This window comes from Lysinibacillus sp. FSL P2-0066 (assembly GCF_037969495.1).
GTDB lineage: Bacteria > Bacillota > Bacilli > Bacillales_A > Planococcaceae > Lysinibacillus > Lysinibacillus boronitolerans.
Window position 1 is genome coordinate 2,409,536 of sequence record NZ_CP150202.1, and the last position, 20,505, is coordinate 2,430,040.

The 20,505-nt window shown below is 37.9% G+C and carries 23 protein-coding genes, 1 pseudogene and 1 other annotated feature (1 of these 25 running past the window's edge); of the genes and pseudogenes, 4 read left to right on the forward strand and 20 right to left on the reverse strand.

Annotation, left to right across the window (positions count from 1 at the left end; genetic code table 11):
• Positions 1–211: a binding site (T-box leader), on the reverse strand; it reaches 28 nt to the left of the window's first position.
• A 58-nt stretch (positions 212–269) separates the two neighbouring features.
• The 5 genes from MKZ14_RS11925 to MKZ14_RS11945 all read right to left on the reverse strand — a co-directional run bounded on the left by MKZ14_RS11925 (position 270) and on the right by MKZ14_RS11945 (position 3,860).
• Positions 270–1,112: a DUF2785 domain-containing protein gene (locus tag MKZ14_RS11925; RefSeq protein WP_339279914.1), complete on the reverse strand. Its 843-nt coding sequence runs from the start codon at positions 1,110–1,112 to the stop codon at positions 270–272.
• 22 nt (positions 1,113–1,134) lie between these two features.
• Entirely contained in the window at positions 1,135–1,773 is a 639-nt protein-coding gene (locus tag MKZ14_RS11930) for a hypothetical protein (RefSeq protein ID WP_312125248.1), read from the reverse strand.
• Positions 1,774–1,875: 102 nt separating this feature from the next.
• A complete protein-coding gene (locus MKZ14_RS11935) occupies positions 1,876–2,844 on the reverse strand; it encodes a DUF3221 domain-containing protein (protein WP_339279915.1) in 969 nt (322 codons plus the stop codon).
• Positions 2,837–3,352: a sigma-70 family RNA polymerase sigma factor gene (locus MKZ14_RS11940; RefSeq protein ID WP_016994227.1), complete on the reverse strand. Its 516-nt coding sequence runs from the start codon at positions 3,350–3,352 to the stop codon at positions 2,837–2,839. The genes MKZ14_RS11935 and MKZ14_RS11940 overlap by 8 nt, the downstream gene beginning before the upstream one ends.
• A 64-nt stretch (positions 3,353–3,416) precedes the next feature.
• Positions 3,417–3,860: an Lrp/AsnC family transcriptional regulator gene (locus tag MKZ14_RS11945; RefSeq protein ID WP_016994226.1), complete on the reverse strand. Its 444-nt coding sequence runs from the start codon at positions 3,858–3,860 to the stop codon at positions 3,417–3,419.
• Positions 3,861–4,001: 141 nt separating this feature from the next.
• On the opposite strand from MKZ14_RS11945, the gene MKZ14_RS11950 reads away from it, so the two are divergent.
• On the forward strand, positions 4,002–4,586 hold the full coding sequence (locus tag MKZ14_RS11950; protein WP_016994225.1) for a DJ-1/PfpI family protein: 585 nt from the start codon (positions 4,002–4,004) through the stop codon (positions 4,584–4,586).
• 54 nt (positions 4,587–4,640) lie between these two features.
• On the opposite strand, the gene MKZ14_RS11955 is transcribed toward MKZ14_RS11950, so the two are convergent.
• Entirely contained in the window at positions 4,641–6,131 is a 1,491-nt protein-coding gene (locus MKZ14_RS11955; protein ID WP_339279917.1) for an S-layer homology domain-containing protein, read from the reverse strand.
• 214 nt (positions 6,132–6,345) lie between these two features.
• A complete protein-coding gene (acnA, locus tag MKZ14_RS11960; protein WP_048393126.1) occupies positions 6,346–9,051 on the reverse strand; it encodes an aconitate hydratase AcnA in 2,706 nt (901 codons plus the stop codon).
• Positions 9,052–9,727: 676 nt separating this feature from the next.
• On the opposite strand from acnA, the gene MKZ14_RS11965 reads away from it, so the two are divergent.
• Positions 9,728–10,888 carry a Ger(x)C family spore germination protein gene (locus MKZ14_RS11965; protein ID WP_339279919.1) on the forward strand — a complete coding sequence of 387 codons (1,161 nt, stop codon included), beginning with the start codon at positions 9,728–9,730 and terminating at the stop codon, positions 10,886–10,888.
• A 58-nt stretch (positions 10,889–10,946) separates the two neighbouring features.
• Here the strand turns inward: MKZ14_RS11965 and MKZ14_RS11970 are convergent, their stop codons facing one another.
• The 13 genes and pseudogenes from MKZ14_RS11970 to MKZ14_RS12030 all read right to left on the reverse strand — a co-directional run bounded on the left by MKZ14_RS11970 (position 10,947) and on the right by MKZ14_RS12030 (position 18,934).
• Positions 10,947–11,648 (reverse strand): peptidoglycan recognition family protein, encoded by a 702-nt coding sequence (locus tag MKZ14_RS11970; RefSeq protein WP_339279920.1) that lies wholly within the window; start codon positions 11,646–11,648, stop codon positions 10,947–10,949.
• Positions 11,645–11,908 carry a phage holin gene (locus MKZ14_RS11975; RefSeq protein ID WP_259419501.1) on the reverse strand — a complete coding sequence of 88 codons (264 nt, stop codon included), beginning with the start codon at positions 11,906–11,908 and terminating at the stop codon, positions 11,645–11,647. The genes MKZ14_RS11970 and MKZ14_RS11975 overlap by 4 nt, the downstream gene beginning before the upstream one ends.
• Position 11,909: 1 nt before the next feature.
• On the reverse strand, positions 11,910–12,110 hold the full coding sequence (locus MKZ14_RS11980; protein ID WP_112116168.1) for a hemolysin XhlA family protein: 201 nt from the start codon (positions 12,108–12,110) through the stop codon (positions 11,910–11,912).
• A 62-nt stretch (positions 12,111–12,172) separates the two neighbouring features.
• The gene (locus MKZ14_RS11985; protein WP_339279923.1) at positions 12,173–12,328 is read right to left on the reverse strand and encodes an XkdX family protein; all 156 of its coding nucleotides are present in this window, start codon (positions 12,326–12,328) and stop codon (positions 12,173–12,175) included.
• Positions 12,328–12,543 (reverse strand): XkdW family protein, encoded by a 216-nt coding sequence (locus tag MKZ14_RS11990; protein ID WP_259419503.1) that lies wholly within the window; start codon positions 12,541–12,543, stop codon positions 12,328–12,330. The genes MKZ14_RS11985 and MKZ14_RS11990 overlap by 1 nt, the downstream gene beginning before the upstream one ends.
• Positions 12,543–14,030: a hypothetical protein gene (locus MKZ14_RS11995; RefSeq protein ID WP_339279924.1), complete on the reverse strand. Its 1,488-nt coding sequence runs from the start codon at positions 14,028–14,030 to the stop codon at positions 12,543–12,545. Before MKZ14_RS11995 ends, MKZ14_RS11990 begins: the two co-directional genes overlap by 1 nt.
• Position 14,031: 1 nt before the next feature.
• On the reverse strand, positions 14,032–14,415 hold the full coding sequence (locus tag MKZ14_RS12000; RefSeq protein WP_339279925.1) for a hypothetical protein: 384 nt from the start codon (positions 14,413–14,415) through the stop codon (positions 14,032–14,034).
• Positions 14,416–14,701: 286 nt separating this feature from the next.
• Positions 14,702–16,144 carry a phage portal protein gene (locus MKZ14_RS12005; RefSeq protein WP_339279927.1) on the reverse strand — a complete coding sequence of 481 codons (1,443 nt, stop codon included), beginning with the start codon at positions 16,142–16,144 and terminating at the stop codon, positions 14,702–14,704.
• A gap of 9 nt (positions 16,145–16,153) precedes the next feature.
• Positions 16,154–17,428 (reverse strand): annotated as a pseudogene (locus MKZ14_RS12010) (PBSX family phage terminase large subunit).
• A complete protein-coding gene (locus MKZ14_RS12015) occupies positions 17,421–17,555 on the reverse strand; it encodes a hypothetical protein (protein ID WP_333004202.1) in 135 nt (44 codons plus the stop codon). Before MKZ14_RS12015 ends, MKZ14_RS12010 begins: the two are co-directional and overlap by 8 nt.
• Positions 17,556–17,610: 55 nt before the next feature.
• Complete coding sequence (terS, locus tag MKZ14_RS12020; protein ID WP_339279928.1) at positions 17,611–18,228, reverse strand: phage terminase small subunit; 618 nt, start codon at positions 18,226–18,228, stop codon at positions 17,611–17,613.
• A gap of 107 nt (positions 18,229–18,335) precedes the next feature.
• Positions 18,336–18,566 (reverse strand): hypothetical protein, encoded by a 231-nt coding sequence (locus MKZ14_RS12025; RefSeq protein WP_339279929.1) that lies wholly within the window; start codon positions 18,564–18,566, stop codon positions 18,336–18,338.
• A 158-nt stretch (positions 18,567–18,724) separates the two neighbouring features.
• Positions 18,725–18,934, reverse strand: a complete 210-nt coding sequence (locus MKZ14_RS12030) for a hypothetical protein (protein WP_339279931.1) — start codon at positions 18,932–18,934, stop codon at positions 18,725–18,727.
• 324 nt (positions 18,935–19,258) lie between these two features.
• Here MKZ14_RS12030 and MKZ14_RS12035 point away from each other — a divergent pair, with 324 nt between their 5' ends.
• Both MKZ14_RS12035 and MKZ14_RS12040 read left to right on the forward strand, forming a co-directional pair.
• Positions 19,259–19,579 carry a helix-turn-helix domain-containing protein gene (locus tag MKZ14_RS12035; RefSeq protein ID WP_016995084.1) on the forward strand — a complete coding sequence of 107 codons (321 nt, stop codon included), beginning with the start codon at positions 19,259–19,261 and terminating at the stop codon, positions 19,577–19,579.
• Between the two features lie 8 nt (positions 19,580–19,587).
• Positions 19,588–20,451 (forward strand): IS3 family transposase, encoded by an 864-nt coding sequence (locus tag MKZ14_RS12040; protein WP_339279933.1) that lies wholly within the window; start codon positions 19,588–19,590, stop codon positions 20,449–20,451.
• Positions 20,452–20,505 lie beyond the last annotated feature (54 nt).

The window sequence follows — 20,505 nt, forward strand, 5'->3', positions numbered from 1 at the left end:
ACCCTAATTCTATTGACACAATGGCCAATAGCGCTCAGCAACGTACAATCATACGTGTTCTTTTTAACGGTAGACACCCGGATTAGCTTACTCGATTCAGCTAATCTTCTCAGAGAGGATTTTCATGTAACACCTGCACACCGACTTCCACCAAATGTCGGCTCTCTGTAGAACAAAGTGAAACACTACTCTTTCTCATCAACGAATTTGTATGCTTTTATTGTCACTCATCTTAGCAAATTACCAATTGTCTGTCAACGGTGGACAACCTAAAAAATTTCGTTGAGACAAGTGGCAATACTTTGATGGAGATCAGCATATTGTGGCTGATGAATGGTTTGAATCAAAAAGCTCTTTAGCAATGTTTTACTATTGAATAGTACTATTCTGTATTGTTCCTCACTCAGCTGTTCCTTTAATATGGCTAAGGTTAATGGCATTTGCTGCACTATATGGATGACTTCATTTTGTTCCAGCCCCTGCTCCAACATTGCGAATATAGGCACTAATAGTCGTTCATCCTCATCATGGATAAAAACGTAATCCGGTTGTAAATAGATGGACCATAATGCATGTAACATATCCGGATAGGCTGTTTTCAATGATTTTGGATTTTTCACCAGTTCATCGATAGCATCTGAAACATGCGCCACACTATGTGCCCATCCCTTGCCAGGCACATAGCCTCTTACATCCTTTTCAGATGATACATAGCTTAGTAACTTTGTTTGACAGTCCGCTATGCTAGCCTTGGATAAAAAATTATCCTGTAGATCTCTTGCTAAAATAAGCACTACTAATAATGATGTAAAGGAGCGAGTAAAGACCCAATCTGATTCCTTTTCTCCAATTCCCTTAACTAATAAATGGTTTAAGCTATAATCCCATAACTCCGTTAAGGAACGATGGTCTAGCAAGTTTTTTTCTAAAATCCATTCATAAAAGCTGCCATAAATATAAGTATCTCGTAGCTCACTATCAATAGAACCGATATGTGCTAACATGGAATGCACAAGCTGCTCTTGATTTTCTAGCTCCATTGTTGCTTGCCCCTTTTTCAATGCCTTTAAGCGATCCTTTAATTCTTCTTCCTTCAGTACATCTTGTATCAACTCTTTGACTCCCCTTTGCTTATTAATTTTGATATTCACTTTCTCGGTATATCCCATCTAACTTCCAGCTCTCATTAAAACGGACATATGTAAATTCCTTTTGCCAATTATCATGGTGTACAATCACCTTACTGCGCCAAGGAAAGGTAAATGCATTCACCTGCCCCTTTCGCACATCAGCTATATCATCCGCTACTTCAAGAAGCGTCGTAGGCTTCATTGTATTGTGCATCAAATAAAGCTGTCGGTCAGAACTATCCTCAAGCTCCTGCATTACTTGCCGATGGAACGCAATCACCTGCTGATTTGTCTGATAAAGTGAATAAACGAGTGAGCTCCCAAATAGCAGCATCAATGTTGTCACAATCACAACATGCTTTTTCTTTAAGCCTATATAAAATGCCCACTTCTTTTCCTTGTTGTATAAATGGATATAGATTGCTAGAGTAATTGGCCATAAAAATAGTAGCTGCCAAAAGAGGACAACCCAAAAAATTTCTCCATCCGAGACAAAATATCGAATGCAAAAGTAATTCAACAGCCATAAGGGCATTGACCAACGCCAAAAGGATTCTTCCTGTGACATACTTTTTAAATAAATCAGTAGAAGAGGTAAGCTTAGGAAAAACGCTGTCGCATTATCTAATATAGCAAATACCAAATCAACACCTCTATTTTAGAAAAATATTACAACTATTGTATATGAATCCAACTTTAAAGAAAAGGCTAGACATTCTAAAATCCTTGAATGTCTAGCTTCTTGTTATTGAAATTCCTTTACTATTTTCATCTCTACGATATCCTTATAATCAATGAATGGCTGAGCGTCATCGTTCCCAATCGACTGTCTATACTGGACTTCTACTCGGTCACCAACTGATAGTGTTTTCGGGACATCCACTAGAGGGAACCATGTACCATTTCTATGTTTCTGCACTAATTCATCTACAGATTTTTGACCAATCTCGCTATCTAAGACGCCCGAGACAACTAAAAATTCATGTTCCTTGATCGCTAAGACCGTTCCACTTCTGATGAGCTTCATTTGGCTGTCCTTTTCTGGGATTTTATATTTTTCTCGTAAGGAGGCAATGTCTTTATGATAATGTTGTTCTAAATAATTCATGGCTTTTTGCTCGACAAGCCATGTACGAATGGGATTACTTACCTCCTTATAATCGGCTTGGCTTGCCTCCCATAATAAGTCAAATGTAGCCATTTTATAGGCAATTGGCTTGCCATAGTTCTCTATAAACCCTTCGTTTGTGACTTGCAACATTTGCAGAAGCTTCTCATAAGTTGGCCGAGTATCGTTTTCATAGCTCCACTCTTGCATGAACTGTTCGAGTGCCTTATCTATTTGCTCTTGTGTAGGTACTAGTTTTTTCGATTGCGCATAAACAAAGGTTGATTCAAAATATAAAAAATTATCAAAGCTTGCCTTATATAAACGATTCTTTCCGTTCATAAAAGAATCAAGTTGTAAATACAGCTCTAAGATCCTCTCATCTAATACGGGTGGAATAGTAGAAGCTTGCTGTTGTTGTTCATTATATTGCTGATATATAAACAGCCCTATGCAGACACTTAAAATCATAGCCAAAACACCATATGGCCAGCGTTTTGCAGGTTTTTTTTCATGGCGTTGGTGTAAATGCTGAACCACATTTGTCATCACACGCTTTTTGCTTTCTGATAAATCCCTTACTACACGAGCATCCATTTTACTCATGCAGAAGCACCTCCCATTCAACATGCTGTAATTGTAGCTTTAATAACTCTCGTCCACGACGTAGCCTTGTTTTGACGGTGCTTTCAGGAATAGTTAACAGCTCTGCAATGTCCACCACAGGCATTTCTTCAAAATAAAAATGTATAATGACCTCTCGCTGCTTGAAGGGGAGAGCTAGAATCGCATTTTCAATCAAAGTACGTTCATCTTGCTGTACAAGCATATCTCTTCTCATAACGGTTTGCTGTGGAAAAATCTTCTGTTGCACTTGAATTTTCCGATAGGTCCAGCTGCGTATATAATCTTTACTTCGATTACTAACTAATTTCGATAAATACGCCCTTAGCTCCCCACGTTCCTCATAGTTTTGCTGATTATCATAGAATTTAATAAAGACATCCTGTACGATATCTTCAGCGCTTTGTAAATCTCTCACATAGTAAAAGGCAAGACGAATAAGCCTCTCTGTATGCTGTTCCATTATTCTTTCCAGTTCATGAATTAGCAACATTCTTCCTCCTCTCTACCCTATAAACGGTGCTCACGGCTTCGAGGTTTGCTTTTTTTGTCATTTACCCCAAATCATTGTCAGCAAATGGGGTAATCACCTGTTTTTCCGTTGAAGATAACACGATATTAGTAGAGGGTGTGCCATAGGGCATAGCCGCATCAATAAATTGTTCTAATGTTTCTACTGAATAGGTTGCTAGTTGAACAATATAGCTAATTTCTCCTGCCACCCGATAGCATGCCAAAACATCAGGATGGGCATTACAAAATGAAGAAAGACTTTTACAATCAATGGATTTAAATAAAATAATAGCTTCAATCGTACGCTCCATCTTTTTCAAATTTACCTTTGCATGATAGCCTTCAATCACACCCTGCTCCTCCAGCTTTTTGACTCTTTCAATAACAGCAGGAGAGGATAAATGAACGGTAGTAGCTAATTCCTTCATCGAGATTTTGGCATTTTGCTGTAACTGCTGTAATATTTGTGTATCAATATGATCCATGGTCCATCACCTTTCTAAATCAATTATTTATGACATAATACCTTTTCAAATAAGGTTTTTTACTTAAAATCCATTATACAACGTATGTAATCTTTTCTCCCTTTTGTTTACAATAATATCAATAAAGGAGGCAAAACAACTATGAAAAAAATATTGTTATTATTAGCAAATGGCTTTGAAGCGGTGGAGGCGAGTGTCTTTACTGATGTGCTCGGCTGGAATAAGTGGGAAGGTGATGGGACAACAGAGGTGGTTACAGTCGGCTTGCATGAACAGCTGCAATGCACATGGAATTTTAAAGTCACTCCTGAAAAATTGCTCCATGAAATTGTATTAGAGGATTTTGATGCATTAGCGATTCCTGGTGGCTTTGAGGAAGCAGGCTTTTATAAGGACGCCTTTAGCGAGGAATTTCAGGCAGTCGTTCGCCACTTTGATGAACACAAAAAACCGATTGCAACAATCTGTGTAGCTTCTCTTATTTTAGGCCACAGTGGAATTCTTCAGCATCGTCAAGCAACAACCTATAATCATCCAACAAGTAAACGTATAGCACAGCTAAAAGGCTATGGTGCGGCAATTATCAACGAGCGCATTGTGCAAACTGACCATATCATTACCTCCTCCAATCCAGGAACAGCCTTTGATGTTGCCTTTCGCTTACTAGAAACACTGACATCCGCTTCAAACACAGCGAAAGTAAAAGAATTAATGGGCTTCCACTAAGGCATAAAAAAGTAGGTTTACGCCAATATACTTGGCATAAACCTACTTTTTGTATTATTTGCTTACTGGTGTTGTTTCTGATGCACTCAAATCCATTTCCTTTGCATTGTCTAGTACATCTTTTGGAATTGTAATTGTAGTTACCGCATTGAAATCATGATATTTAATCGTTGTTTGCTGTCTTGTTTTGATCGAATTGCCTTCTACTTGCATCTTTAATGTCATATCCATAGCAATTTCTTCTACATCGAATGTTTCTTTATTAATCAATAATTTATATGTGAGACCATCAAAGGAAATGTTACCCATTTGCGCCTCTAAATCGGCTTCCATTCCTAAATCCATTGCGCCAAGCTGCTGCTTCACTAGCTCTGTGAATTTATCGCCAGAGCCTTTTAATGTTAATTCATAACGGTTTGCTGATTCTACTAATGTAAAATCTTCGGCAAATGCTTGTAGCATCTCCAATTGTTCAGTTGCATCTGGCTGCATCCCTGTTTGGCTCAGTACATCTTCAAATAATTGTTTCGGGAACTTTACCCAGGCCTTTTGTTCTGCCTCATACATATACATACCATCTTTAGCCGTCATATACATTTTAATTGGCAAATTAATCGCTTCACCACTTGTTGGATCTGTTAAAGCCATTGAACCATCAGCAAAGAATTGCATTGGCTCTGTAACAATTTCCATCTTCATGTTGCCTTTAGAATCCATTTTCATGGTTTCCTTACCATCGTTTGCCTCTACTGTCTGAGAGATCGTCATGGTAGCCTTCATGCTTTTTAGCTCTTTTTGCTTGGCTAATGTTTTCGTAAATACTTCCTCTAACAAAGCACTATCCTTTGTTGTAGTAGGTTGTTCTTCTGTTACTTGCTCCTCTTTAGGCTCTTCCTCTTTTACTTCTGTTGTAGGCTGTGTATCCTCAGCTAAGCCTAATGCGTTCACAATAAATGTTGCTAACTGACCACGAGTAACATTTTTATCTACACCAAATTCTGTGGCAGTAACACCCTTCGCAATGCCTGCCTCATACAGAGCTGTTACTGCATCAGCAAATGGACTATTTTGCTGTACATCTGTAAATGGACTTTTACCTTCCGCTGTTAAACCTGCAGCCTCAGCTACCATTACCGCCATTTGACCACGAGTAATTGTATCATTTGGACGGAATGTATCATCCTCATAGCCTTGTACAACGCCAAGATTAACTAATGTAACAATCGCTTTATAGTATGGGCTAGATGAGTCGACATCCTTAAAATTCGGATTCTCGACAGTCATATCCGTTGTAGTTAGATGAAAAGCACTTGCTATCATCTTCGCTGCCTGTCCACGTGTTACATCCTTTGAAGGCTTAAATGTACCATCTGGAAAACCATTAATGATATCTGCTGCATGCAATGTGGAAATACTGTTAAAATGCGCATAATCTTCACTCACATCTGAAAATGGACTAGCCGCCGAAACAGGTACTACCGCCACAGCAGTAACCGCCATTGCAGCTGTAGCCGCTGTATAAAGCTTATGTTTCTTCTTTGTCATAATCAATCTTCCCCCGTTTATGTAAATTTAATGCTTGCCTATTAATTTTATCGAAAGAATGGGGAAAATGCTAGGTTCATTGGAAATTAAATTATAATTATCCATTATATCCGTCATTTGGTGCTATTTATACATATTTTGGTCACTTCTTTCCAACACTCTCTTAATAAATAAAAAAACCGACCTCCTAAGAGATCGGTTTTTATGATGATGATTACTCAGCAGCTTTTGCGCGTAGAACCATTTGTAGGATACCACCATGACGGTAGTAGTCTACTTCTACTTCTGAGTCGAAACGAGCTAAAGCTTGGAAAGTTTTAACTGTGCCGTCTTCAGATTTAGCAGTTACTGTTAAGATTTCACGTGGTTTTACGTTGTCAGTAATGTTAACAGAGATTTCTTCTTTACCAGTTAAGCCTAATGTATCAGCAGATTCACCTGGCATAAATTGAAGTGGAAGAACACCCATCATTACAAGGTTAGAACGGTGGATACGCTCGTAAGATTGTGCGATAACAGTTTTCACGCCAAGTAGGAATGTACCTTTCGCAGCCCAGTCACGAGAAGAACCCATACCGTAGTCGTTACCAGCAAGTACGACTAAGCCAGTACCTTGCTCTTGATATTTCATACATGCGTCATAGATGTACTCTACTTCGCCTGTTGGCCAGTAAGTAGTGAATCCACCCTCTGTACCAGGAGCAACTTGGTTACGGATACGGATGTTTGCAAATGTACCACGCATCATTACTTCGTGGTTACCACGACGAGAACCGTAAGAGTTGAAGTCACGGATTGCAACACCGTTTTCAATTAAATATTTACCTGCAGGTGTATCTTTACCGATTGCACCAGCTGGAGAAATATGGTCAGTTGTGATTGAGTCACCGAACTTCGCCATAATGCGTAAGCCGTCTAAGCCTTTAATAGCTTCTGGCTCTTTTGCAAGACCTTGGAAGAATGGTGGGTTTTGGATGTAAGTTGATTTGTCATCAAATGTGTATAGAGACTCAGTTGATGTTTCAATTGCATTCCATTTTTCGTTCGCTGTGAATACAGTTTCGTATTCTTTTTGGAATAACTCACGGTTAACAACAGTACCTAATACTGCATTAACTTCTTCAGTTGATGGCCAGATATCAGCGAAGAATACTTCGTTACCATCTTTGTCTTTACCGAATGAATCTTTTTGTAGATCGATATCCACTGTACCAGCAAGTGCATAAGCAACAACAAGTGGTGGAGAAGCTAAGTAGTTAGCTTTTACAAGTGGGTGTACACGACCTTCAAAGTTACGGTTACCAGAAAGAACTGAAGTTACGAATAAGTCATTTGCTTTAATTGCTTCTTCGATTTCAGGTAATAATGGACCTGAGTTACCGATACATGTTGTACAACCATAACCTACAGTGTTGAAACCGATTTGGTCAAGGTATGTTTGTAAACCTGAATCTTCAAGGTAACCAGTTACAACTTTAGAACCTGGTGCTAAAGAAGTTTTTACCCATTTTGGCACTGTTAGACCTTTTTCTACAGCTTTTTTCGCCACTAAGCCCGCAGCAATTAATACGTATGGGTTAGAAGTGTTTGTACAAGAAGTGATCGCAGCAATCGCAACAGCACCTGTTGGAATTTCTACATCGCCTTCAGCGAATTTCGCTACAGAAGTTTTTTCGAATTCATCTTCTGTTAAACCGAAACCTTGTGTACCTTGTGGTGCCACTACTGCTTCTTTGTAACGAGAACGCATTTGAGAAAGTGGAATTAAGTCTTGTGGACGTTTAGGACCAGAAAGGTTTGGTTCGATTTCAGCTAAGTTTACTTCTAAAACGTCAGTGTAAACTGGCTCTAATGTTGGATCGAAGAACATGTGGTTCGCTTTTAAGTAAGCTTCTACAACCGCGATGTGCTCTTCGTCACGACCAGTTAAACGCATGTAGTTTAATGATTCTTCGTCGATTGCGAAGTAACCACATGTAGCACCATATTCAGGAGCCATGTTAGAGATTGTCGCACGGTCAGCTAGTGGTAATTTAGATACGCCAGGTCCGAAGAACTCAACGAATTTACCCACTACGCCACGTTGACGTAATACTTGTGTTACTTTTAATGCTAAGTCAGTAGCAGTTGTTCCGTTTGGAAGATCGCCAACTAATTTAACACCGATAACTTCTGGAATTGGGAAGTATGAAGGCTGACCAAGCATACCTGCTTCAGCTTCGATACCACCTACGCCCCATCCAAGAACGCCGATACCGTTGATCATTGTTGTATGAGAGTCAGTACCTACTACTGAATCTGGGAATGTTTCGAATGTGCCATCAGCATTTTCGTTTACGTGTACAACTGGAGCTAAGTACTCTAAGTTTACTTGGTGAACGATACCAGTTGCTGGTGGTACAGCACGGAAGTTATTGTAAGCAGTTTGAGCCCATTTTAAGAAGTTATAACGCTCAGCGTTACGTTCAAATTCTAGGTCCATGTTTGCTTGTAATGCAGATGCATTACCGTATTTGTCAACTTGTACTGAGTGGTCAATTACAAGGTCAACTGGAATAGCAGGGTTGATTTTGCTTGGGTCGCCGCCCATTTCTTTCATTGCAGAACGAAGAGATGCAAGGTCAACAACTACTGGTACACCAGTAAAGTCTTGTAATACAACACGAGAAGGTTTGAATGGTACTTCTGCCTCTGGGTCAGCACCGTTACCCCATTTCGCTAATTCGTTTACGTGTTCTTCTTTAATTACATACGCATCATATTGACGTAAAACAGATTCTAATAATACTTTAATTGAGTAAGGAAGGTTTGAAACTTTTGCAACGCCAGCTTTTTCAATCGCAGCTAAGTCATAGTAATTGTAAGTTTTACCATTCACTTCGAATGATGCACGGCTGTTGTGTAAATTACCTTGTGCCATTTGCGGATCCCCCTAATATATCTTTTTGAAAAGGCTTTAAAAATGTGTAGCATCTTTTCTCCAATACCCATGATAGCGCATTTATATTCATAAGTAAATTACATTAATATTATCTTTTTTGATAAGCATAACTTATGACCTTGGTTTCTATCCTAATGTTTTTAATTTTTTGATGTGCATAATATCAAGGTTTAGTATTAATGAGGGTTTCTATACCTGTCTAACGAAGCATATCTAAATGTATTTAACTGGGGCACTTTTTGGGGCACTTGCTGGGGCACCTGTAACTTTTTTTAAAATGGTGCCCCAGTTCGTAAAAATGTGGATAAAGAAGGTTTGGACAGGTACTCTCTTATAAGGAATGAACGATATAAATTCCTTTAAAGTTAATATTATTTCTTTGCCACTATCTGTGGCATTTTTATTTTTTTAAATACAAACAACATTCTAATATATTAATACATTTTTATTATTACAAATAACTACCAAGAGAGTAAATACATTATGGAGAATTCTTTTATTTGACACTTTTTAATTCTCTAATAATTAGCGATCTGTTTTATCAACAATACTGTTATTTGCCTCCCTAGTACAAAAGTGTTTTTTTTTATAGTTTAGAACCAAAACGGTAGGCGAATACTAAAGGTACACTTTATTAATAAAAGTAGGCGAAAAAATGACAATGAATAAATTATTATTTCTTATTTTATCCTCTACTCTGCTCCTGGCAGGCTGTTGGGATGTAACGGAACCTCAAAGAATGTACTATATCAATGCCGTTGGGGTTGATTTTGAAGACGATAAATATAAAGTTTACTTACAAATTATCAATTTTGCTGATGTAGCTAGATCACAGCAATCGGGCGGTGATGTTGAACCTGCTGAAGTCGGGTATGCTGAAGGTAAAACAATTGAAGAAGCGATTTATAAATTGTATCGTTCATCTGATCAAGAGATCTTTTGGGGGCATATGAGATACCTAATATTCTCAGAACGTGCCATGGAAAATGAACGAAGCATTCCTGTTATTGATACTTTTATTCGTTTTCGAGAGACAAGATATCATATCTGGGTCTATTGCACAAAGGATCCTATTAATGACTTAATGCTAGTAACACCAATATTGCGAAATTCTATGACAGCTTCAAAGTTAAGTAATCCACTTAGTACTAATAAACAATTATCATTTGTTCAACCTATAAATTTGAGGGAATTAATTATTGGTTTAAATGAACCAAGCCATGAGGTTAGTATACCTTATGTGAAAATAATGAAAAATTGGGAAAATGATAAGGAACAAACGGAGGAAACCTCTTTTTCTGGCATAGGTATTCTCTCAAAAGATGGGGTTAAAGGTTTTATTACAGATTCCTCCACAAGAGGGAATCAATGGATGAATGACGAGACAAGTCGGGGAGAAGTCACAATTAAAATAGAAGGTGGTGAAAGGGATTATCTAACTATCGATTTAGATCATTTAAATCTCGAAGTTAAACCAATTGTTAATAAAAACAATCAAGTTCAATTTGAAGTTGATATCAAAATACAAGGAATACTCAATGGATTTAAAGGAAAAATTACTACGGATGAAGTGAGAAAAAATATCGCTCAACAAATAGAAAAGGAAATTAAAGAAACGTATCAAGAAGGTCTAAAACTAGATGCTGATGTATATCGTTTATCAGAATATCTATACAGGAGTAATGTAAAGGTGTGGAAAAAAATCGAGCATAATGGAAAAATACCTTTAACGGAAGATTCAATAAGTAAAATAAATGTTGATGTTAATAAAATAAATCCAGGAAGAAAAACTTTTGATGAGACAATTGAAGAATAACAAAAGCCCGTTACCTTAATTGGTAATGGGCCTTTGAATTACAAGAGAGCTGATATTATCATTTTACTTCGTATAATTTTGTTATTTTACTTTCATTGTTATAGACAAGCTTTAAATTTAAAAAATCCGCAATATCACGTACTTGAACATGCGTCCTACCATCTATAATCACAGCTGGAATAGTTTTTGTATCATTAAACATAACTTTAGCTTCTATAATTTGAGCCCCTTTTACTTCCTCCAAGCCATTTAAAATGTCTAGCTTGAATTGTGCCTCGGAGATTCCCATACTCGCTAAATAATCATAAGGATCTCTATGAGTTGTACCTTTTAGATTGTCAGTAATCCATCGATGTGACTTGATACCTTTACCTGCCCCATCCAATACAACTGGTATACCTGCCTCTTTTGCAAGTTCTCTCAAAAGCCAAATATAAGCTGCATAATCTTTTTTAAATTGTTCTTTGTCATTTGTTCGAGCCAACTCAACCTGTGCGTAGCTAAGTGGATTCCCTTTTGGACCACAACCATACTGAACACGATTAACTGGCGCAATTTGCACGATACGTCCTCCTCCACCTACCCAGTGGGAAGTGAATGCATTCGCTTTATTACGATTCATATAAGCAATTTCATTTTCTAATGCGTTCGGTCCACAATTATTTGGATTGCCAGACTCATGAGCAATTACATATTTAACACTATCTAAACGTTCATTTGGCAATCCTGACATTAAGCGTTTTTCAATGGTGTAAGTCATTTAGCATCATCCTTTGGTTTTTTGTATTTTAAAGCTTGTACACTATCACTAACCTCACTAGTTGTTGGGTCTATTACAATACCTAACAAAATCAAAATGCTTAGAATAGTATTAAAAATAGCAGTGGCTTGTTCACCAACCGCTTCTGGTAAACTGTATCCAAATGCTGCTGTTACTTGTTGAATTAATAACAACAAAAATGCGAACAGTGATGCTAAAAATGGTTTGTGTTTTAAACGTACTTTCCAATTGATTTTCATATTAAATCATTCCTCCTTTTATTATAAAGGTCAACAATGCTCCCACTAGTCCACCAATAACTAATCTTAAAATCCAAGTTGTATTATCTTTAATTCCACCAATGTCTTCTCTAATTTCCCTGATATTTGATTCAGCTACGGCTAGGCGAGTTTTCACATCAGTCATATCATGTTCTAACTTCCCAATACGTTGTTCATCCATTAGTTCACCTCGGAAATCAATATAAAAGCCCTTCTCAAACTGTGAAGGCATAAAAAATAACGCTAAGCTTCTACTTGCGCCTTGAAATCTTGCTTCGTTATTTCTTTGTATTGTTCAGTCGTAATTTCACCGAACGGATTTGCATCAGTTTTTACTGCAATTTTTAGTTGTTCAGCAGTCACCCACTTGAACATAAAAGCGATTTGCCAAAACTCCATCATTCACCACCACCCTTCATTGAAATTACATCTAATTTCAGTTGTGTTAGCTGCGAGCCTAAGTTATTAATCAAGAGGTTTTTTTGTATATTCTTCATTTTTTCTTGTGCCAGTTGTTCACCTAAAGACATTACTTGATCTTCTGTAGTAGGTATTGAACCCACTTTTTCAAGCGGACCCCATGAGCCATCAGGTAATCTTCTACGTCTTTGCATTATTCAACCACCCCCATAATTAAATAAACTTTATTGTCAATATTTATGTTGGGTCTAGTTGTGGTTAATTTAAGGATGATATTGTCCTTTGGTTCTACAGTTTCATGGTAGTATTCATCTTCCACAATCCCATCATTAACTGGTACTATTTTTTCTGGGTCTGCTTCAAGTAATATATATTGCTCCTGCTCGCCAACCAATGTCATTGATAATTCAACTTTTAAATCCAATTCCTCGTCACGTTGAACCCATATTAAAACGCCTCTTGCTGAACCTTTAGGAGGGGAAATCTTATACCTCGCTACTGATTGCAAAATAGGCGTTTTCACTGTGTTTTTATTAAGTTTTATCGTCTTACTTGTCTTAGCATTATAGTTGTCAATTACCTCAACCACAATCGTATTTTCACCAACAGCAAGTTGACTAAGTGTTATCTCAAGTTCCCATGTTCCACCTGGTCCACTATAAATTTGAACTGGATTTCCCGTGTTGATGCGGTATGTTACTTTAACACTTGCATTCACGTCTGGATCGCCTGCTGTACCTTTAATTTTAAATTTATCGCTATTATTACTGCCACTTGGTGTAATGGGATCAACTGTTAACAAAGGTGCTCTATTTGGTACAACATAAAATGTTCGTGTTATTGCGGATGACTCTGCACCATTGCTATCTATAGCCCAGACTTTTAATGTTTGGGCTATCCCATCTACTAAAGCTCCTGTAATTACTGTCGCACCATCATACAATCTGCCACCTTTAAAGATTAACTGTTTAGATAGGTCAATTTGAATTTGGCTAAGATTAGTTGTTAATACTCTTTTAGGATTTTCATTAATTTGATAATAAACAGTAACCGATTGATCTGGATCTTGGTCTATTGCCGTACCTGTGACGTTTAATGTGTCATTTTCATACAAGGTTATATTATTAGTCGGTCCCGTTACAGTTACCGTAGGTGCCTTGTTATCCTCATAATCCACGGTGACGATATATTGAAAATAATAGGCATATGTGCGGGTATCCACTGCAGGTTTTGTCACAGTACCTTCATAGCTATAGGTACAATACGAAGTTTTAATCGCTCCGCCCGTATTAGGTAATACTGCAGGACAACTACCTGCAGAAATTCGTCCGTTAGAACCACCATCACTATGCGCGATTACAGATTTTAAGCTTAATGTCCCGCTGAAGCCTTGCCCATCACTATATGATGTTGTCGAAGGTATACTCCCACCAGGACTGACAGAGCCACCTGAAACGCCTGTTTTTGTCTGTGCTGGTGTATAATCACCACCTGTTTTTTCACTCCTTGTGTACGTACCACCCGACAATGAAATCGTAACTTCGTTTCCATTAATTGATGTAACGACAGCATTACCTGTATTCGCCTTAACTGATATGACTTTAGTTAAATTAGGTATGGTTATCTTAAGAGTTTGGGAACGACTTGTAGATTCCGTAGATGTAAACGCCTTTGTTACCAAGTTATACCACCTCCACAATTTCTAATCTATAGGTTTGCCAATTACCTACACCCATTTCAGTGTTTACTGTATCTATTGAAACGTTACTTCGAGCCATCTTAGCACCTTTTTTATATGCATTTTTGAGAGCTTGTACTGCGATAGCGCTTGTACCCACAGCTGCAATGAACACATCTTCACTATGTTCATCATCAAATATTGTGACTTGTGAAAATTGTTTAAAACCACTTACAACAGTAGTACCAATAGTCACAGATTCAATAATGTCTGTCAAAGTGTTGTCTAATATAATTTTATTCCTATTACCATCTAATGTATCTGCAAATGTGCCACCATTATTTGGGACACGGCCATCAAGTTCCATCTGGATCTGCATACGTTGCATTTGGCGAGCTTGTTCTATCAAAAAACGGTACGCATTATACAGGCCCCACTCAAGATAGTTTCCATATTCAGCCCAAAAAATTGTGCCCTCTTCAAGCACTTCACCAGTGTTGGGGGTCAGTTAAATCGTCCTCCCATTCCACTCGCTTATATGGATTTGTTTTAAAATTTAAAGGAATCTCTCCTGTCATAAATTCAGCCATTTACTTTCACTTCCTTTGCTTCAACAGTGAGAGGGAATAAGCTGTGATTCCTATTCACGTTGTGCAGCACGATTTTCCCAATACTTACTCATTGTCAATCACTTCCGTTTGAAACTGGCGCTGTTTCTCCAAAGCCTCTTGATACTCATCTATCTCTTTCTGTTCTTCCGCTTTTTGTTTGGCTAACCTATCTTCAACTTCTGGCGTGTACCATGGATGATTTTCACGGTTTGTTTGATTATCAATAATCCCTACTGACTTCTCACACATTTCAACCGCTTCTACTTCATTAATAATAATGTCACGATTAAAAACAAATTTTACTCTTTCTTCAGTAAAATCACCTTCTCCAATCATTTGCAAATAATGTGTAATGAACCACATCATGTGCTCAATACTCGACTGCATTTCACTTTCTAAAATGTTGCAATCCATATCTAAATCACTGTAGCGGAATTTAAGTGCCACCCCTGATGCATTGCCCAAATTTTCATGTAATGTATCAACACCACGGCCAAGCTCATAAATAGTTCTGCGTGTACGTTCAAGTTCTTTTTCATTAGCTTCAGTTTGAATCTCAGCCGATAATTTATCAACATCACCATTTTCATCTATTTTGACCGCACGATAGACATTAAGATCGTGGAGAAACCCTTTTAAATCGACCCCACCATAGTTAATGAGTTTATAGATATTAGGAATATCCGCAAGCACATCTGCATTTGTCGAAGCTTGTGTATTGTAATTGTCGACGAGTGATTTAATTAGCTCAATCAAAGGCTGCTCTTCTTCGTTATACCTGAAATGAATAAGGGGTATCTTTTCCCATAACACCGGTTGATCACCTAATAAAAAGTGATAGCCTTGTTTTCCTCCCGCTGGAACATCTGGGATGAGTGTCGAACCTTCAAATACGTAGTGATCAATCCCATCACTATGATAATGTTCAACCTTTTTCAACGTCTTTTTGGTCGTACCTTCATAATGATTGTTTTCGTATACTCTTAAGAAAGACTCAATTTTCATATTTTCAGAGTCAGCATAAAACGATATGATCTGCTCGGATGGGAAACGCATAAAGCTAAGCTCCCCAACTTCATTAAAGTAAGGATACAAGTAAGCAACACCTTTGTTAATTGCCTCTTTTCCTACTTTACGCAAGCGGTTAATCATGCCAGCATCAAATATGTCATCTAACTTTTTCTGATAACCTTCATTTTCACTAGTGACTGAAGGTTGCTTCGACAGAACATAGCCAATCTTTTGATCAACAAGTTTCTTCACGTAGCCATGTATCAGCTTTAAGTTGGACTTCCACTCTGCATCCCGCTTCTTTTCTTCAATGTCCATCTTATTTTTGTAATACCTATCACCCGTTAACATGAGCTTCCGTTTAGGAGAATCCTCCCACTCCTTTATCTCATTAAGCAACACTTGTTCATTTTTAATAACGCTTTCCACCATTCGTTTTATCACCTCATCCATCTGTTCATGCCAACGTGGTCTATATAAATCCTCAATTAGCATTTAATCACCTCACTTTAGAACGGATAAACTACCTTTTTTAAATACGACTGTGTTAACAAAATATCTATCACTATCCATCTGGTGATCATTATGTTTTACTGGCTTATCCTCTCCACGATCTGCCGCTTTTTCATCCCAAATGTAAGACGAAAACTCACGAAAGGTTTCTTTACAGCAATCGTTATACTTGATTAAACCATTAATAAGCGCATTGCCAACATTTCTAATACCTTCTAACACATCATTTTTCGCCTTTATCACACGTATACCATTCTGTTTTAGAAGTGTGATAAACGAAGAAGCGGACGGGTCAACAATAACACCTTGGAAGTTTTGAATACTCTCAATGAAGTCTAATAAGTCTTTATAATACTCTTGGTCCGTCTTTTGTTTACTCCTCTTACGGCCGTCATAATGATATTCTTTAACCTTGTACCAAACTGCATCAAAAAAGCCCCACAGACCGAATGTTGTAGGGTTCTGAGTGCCGTAGTCGACACTGACATAGTATTTCGTATAGTTACGTGGTATCGTCTCGACTGCATGCAATTTCTTATCAAACATGTCGTAGATAACGCCCTCTGCCAGCACCCATAAACCAAGGATGAAACGTTTATAAAACACACCTTTATACATGCGCTTGTACCGGTCTTTAATACGCTGTGATAACGAAAGGTTATCATCCATCGTAAAGTGCAGATGTAGCATGTTCTTATCTTCTAGTTGATCTAAGTACTCTAATTTGAACCAATGGTAAGGACCAGCTGGGTTACAGTTAAACCAAAACTTAGCTCCATCAACAGAACATCGAGCAGTTGCTTAGTTAACAAATGATTGAGGCATAAGGGCTACTTCGTCAAAGAACATTCCAGCGAGTGTAATCCCTTGGATAAGATCCTGTGACACCTCATCTCTTCCACCGAAAATATAAAAATAGTTCACCTTGCCATTTCGAGTGACAGTGAACATATTTTCTGAACGATATTCTTTTACTTTATAACCACGGGACTGCAGCATCCGCTTCAAAGGTTTGAAAACGTTACGCCTGAACGAACCGATTGTTTTACCGGCCATACCAAGGTTTTCATCATCAAACGTTTCCATTGCCCACATAACGAACGATAGAGACATAACGATTGTTTTCCCAGCACGAACAGAACCATCACAAATAAGGCCATTTTTATCCTTGTGAGGGGAATCAGATTGCCACCATTTGAGTACTTTGAGTTGTTTCTTGCTAAACGGCTTGAATTTGAATAGAGCGGGTTTCTTCCGTTTACTCATCCCAATCCACTTCCGTTCCCTTCAGCGCCTCTAGGAAGCCATCATCTTCGAACTCATCTTCGTAATCACCATTTTCTTTACGAATAGCGATTTCCGATAGTACGATGTCTGCTTTTGTTTTCTCCATGTTAAGCTGCATCTGTTCCAGTTTGATCCTGCGTTCATCATCATAATCCGCCATCTCAACAAATTGACGAAGAACGCAACTCCCCAATTGCTCTCGATTGAGCAGTGAGTAGTTGCGCCTGTCGTTCCCATGCAAATTGGAATTCATATTCTTCTTCAGTTACAGCCTGCTCTACGCCTCCACCATCCTCCTTAGAACGTGGATAGTATTCGTATTTTGCTTTTTTGAGTTCCTTTATGATTTCGTCTTTTGATTCAACATGCGTAATTCGTTGAGCCCTTATGATTGCAGCATACTGTATCTGTATTTGGTCCCAGATTAAATCGGCTGGAGAACGTTCATTCATCGCTTCCATGATTTCAAGTGTTTCCTCTGGGAGAAACTTTGAGAAGAAGCCATGAGTAACAGCGTTCTGATTTTGCTTAGGTGCACCATGCCCCTTTGCATTATTGTTACCTGCAGGAGCACCTCTACTTCGTTTAGTAACGTTACCATTGGATTTAGTAACGTTACCTTTCAATTGGTCGTCCCATTTATCTTGGTTCTTCCACTTTCTAATCTGTGAATCGGATAATTCTAACTGCTCAGCAATATCCTTTAGGAGCATTTGCCCTTTGCTTTCAAGCCACATTTGAAAAGCTTCGTCACGCTTCGGATTTCTTGGTCTAGCCATATCTCATACACCACCACCTCCATCATCATTTGTTTGTTTTGTAATCACCTCATTATGCTAGTTGCTTTTGTAAAGTAAAAAAAGACGTCGTTATGACGTCAATTAATTCAATCGAATAAAATTTTTGCTGCATCTAATGGAGTTGTCTCTAATATCTTTTTTACTGTGTTCTCAACGGCTTTTTCGACAGTCTCTCCACTGCCGATTCCAATTCTTTCTGGGTAACCTAAATAGTTCACTTGTACCCTAACCTCTTTTGAAAATGGTATTTTTTCGATTTCAGCATATTCAAAGTCATGTCCATATAAATGTATTTGTTTAATTGAATCATTAGCCATTGTCTCATCCTCCTTTAACCATTATTATAAGTTAATTGGAAATGAATTGTAATGTGTATTTCACTCTCAAAAGTAAGTACCGTTGCCCAGCAGCTAAAGGGGAGGAAACTACTCGATACTCACTTTTCAGGGGCAAAATAAAAACACCCCGAAGGATGTTAGTATTTATTAATATCTATTTTCTTTATTTTATCTCTAGCAACAAAACTAGTTTGTCCTTCTAAGAAAGAATATATTAAAAATTCGTTAGTAGAGTCGCCAAACAGATAACTTAAGGCACTTAAAGAGCTATCGCCTTCAATTTCCACTTCAATATAAGGCAATATTTCACCTTCTGTTAGATATACCTGTATTCCGAACTTATTCATTATCATCACCTCCTGTCGTAATCCAATCATAACCTAGAAGATGAAATATATGTAATAACTTTTTGCTCTCAAAACCACACCAAACTCCGCCCTATTGGTTACTAGTACATGCCAGTGCTCTTTGGTATCTAATGTTCCTGAGATACTCGGTCACCCGTAAACCAGTCCATTTTATTTGTATGGCTGTTTGATGCAGTTTTCAAAGCAAAAGAAAAAGCCACAACCCATATTGAGCGTGACTGATATTATCCCCTTTAAGTAGACAATGTTAAAAAACCTACAGTACGCTGTAGATAAACATTTTACTTAAAGGGGATTTTCTCTATGTCGCGAAAAAATAATACGTATTCAAATGAATTGAAGTTAGAAATTGTACAAGCCTATTTAACGAGCAATGAAAGTATGCAAAAGATTGCGGATCGATATGAAATTCGCAATGTTTCACAAGTGAAGGCCTGGGTGAAAAAATTTAAAGAAGTTGGATCAATTGAAGCCTTTAATCGCCTTCCATCTACGGGTTCTGGAGCGAAAGGTGTGAAGAATCCGTTAAAAGGAAAACGTACCCACTTTAAAACTGTAGAAGAAGAACGTGATTACTATAAGGCACAGGTAGAATACTTAAAAAAGCAGTATCCAAATCTGTAAATGGAGGAATGCCCACTTATCCAGACCGTTATCATATTATCGAAGAAATGAAAGATCGGTATTCGATTACATGGCTCACTGAAATGGCGAAAGTTGAACGTTCAGGTTATTATAGATGGCTTAAAAATGGCAAGGTATCGTTACGTAAACGTGATGATATCCTTTTAAAGGAGCATATTTTAGCGATTCATCAAACGCATAAAATGTATGGTTATCCTCGTATGAAAATCGCTTTACGAGACAAAGGATTTCATGTGAATCATAAGAAGGTCTATCGATTAATGAGTGAGTTGGGTATTCAATCGATTATCCGTAAAAAGCATCGTATATGGGGAAATCGACTATCACGTGTATTTGATAATGTGCTGGCGCGTAATTTTAAGGAGCGTGTAGAAAATGAGGTGCTCGTGACAGATATTACATATTTACCGACGAAAAATGGTTTTCTCTACCTATCAGCTGTACAAGATTTATATAACAACGAAATTGTCGCCTGGAAAATTAGTGAGCGTAACGATTTAGAATTAGTCATGGACACACTACAGGAATTGACGGCAAAAAGAAAGGTGTACCGAAGCATCATCCATTCGGATCAGGGCTTCCAATACACATCGATTAAGTATCATCAGACCGTAAGAAAACTTGGCATGATTGGCAGTCATTCTCGCAAAGGAAACTGCCATGATAACGCTTGTATCGAGTCGTTCTTCTCGCACTTTAAAAGCGAGTGTTTGTATCTTTTACACGATAATACGGAAGAAGCAGTGAGGCAAGCCGTTGAGCAATACATCTACTTTTATAACTTCCAACGCTTCCAAAAACGACTCAACCACCTGGCACCGATAGAATATCGACACCAGATGGCTGCTTAGTCTTTTTTAAAGCTGTCTACTTGACAGGGGTAAGTCCAGACTTATGTATTTATT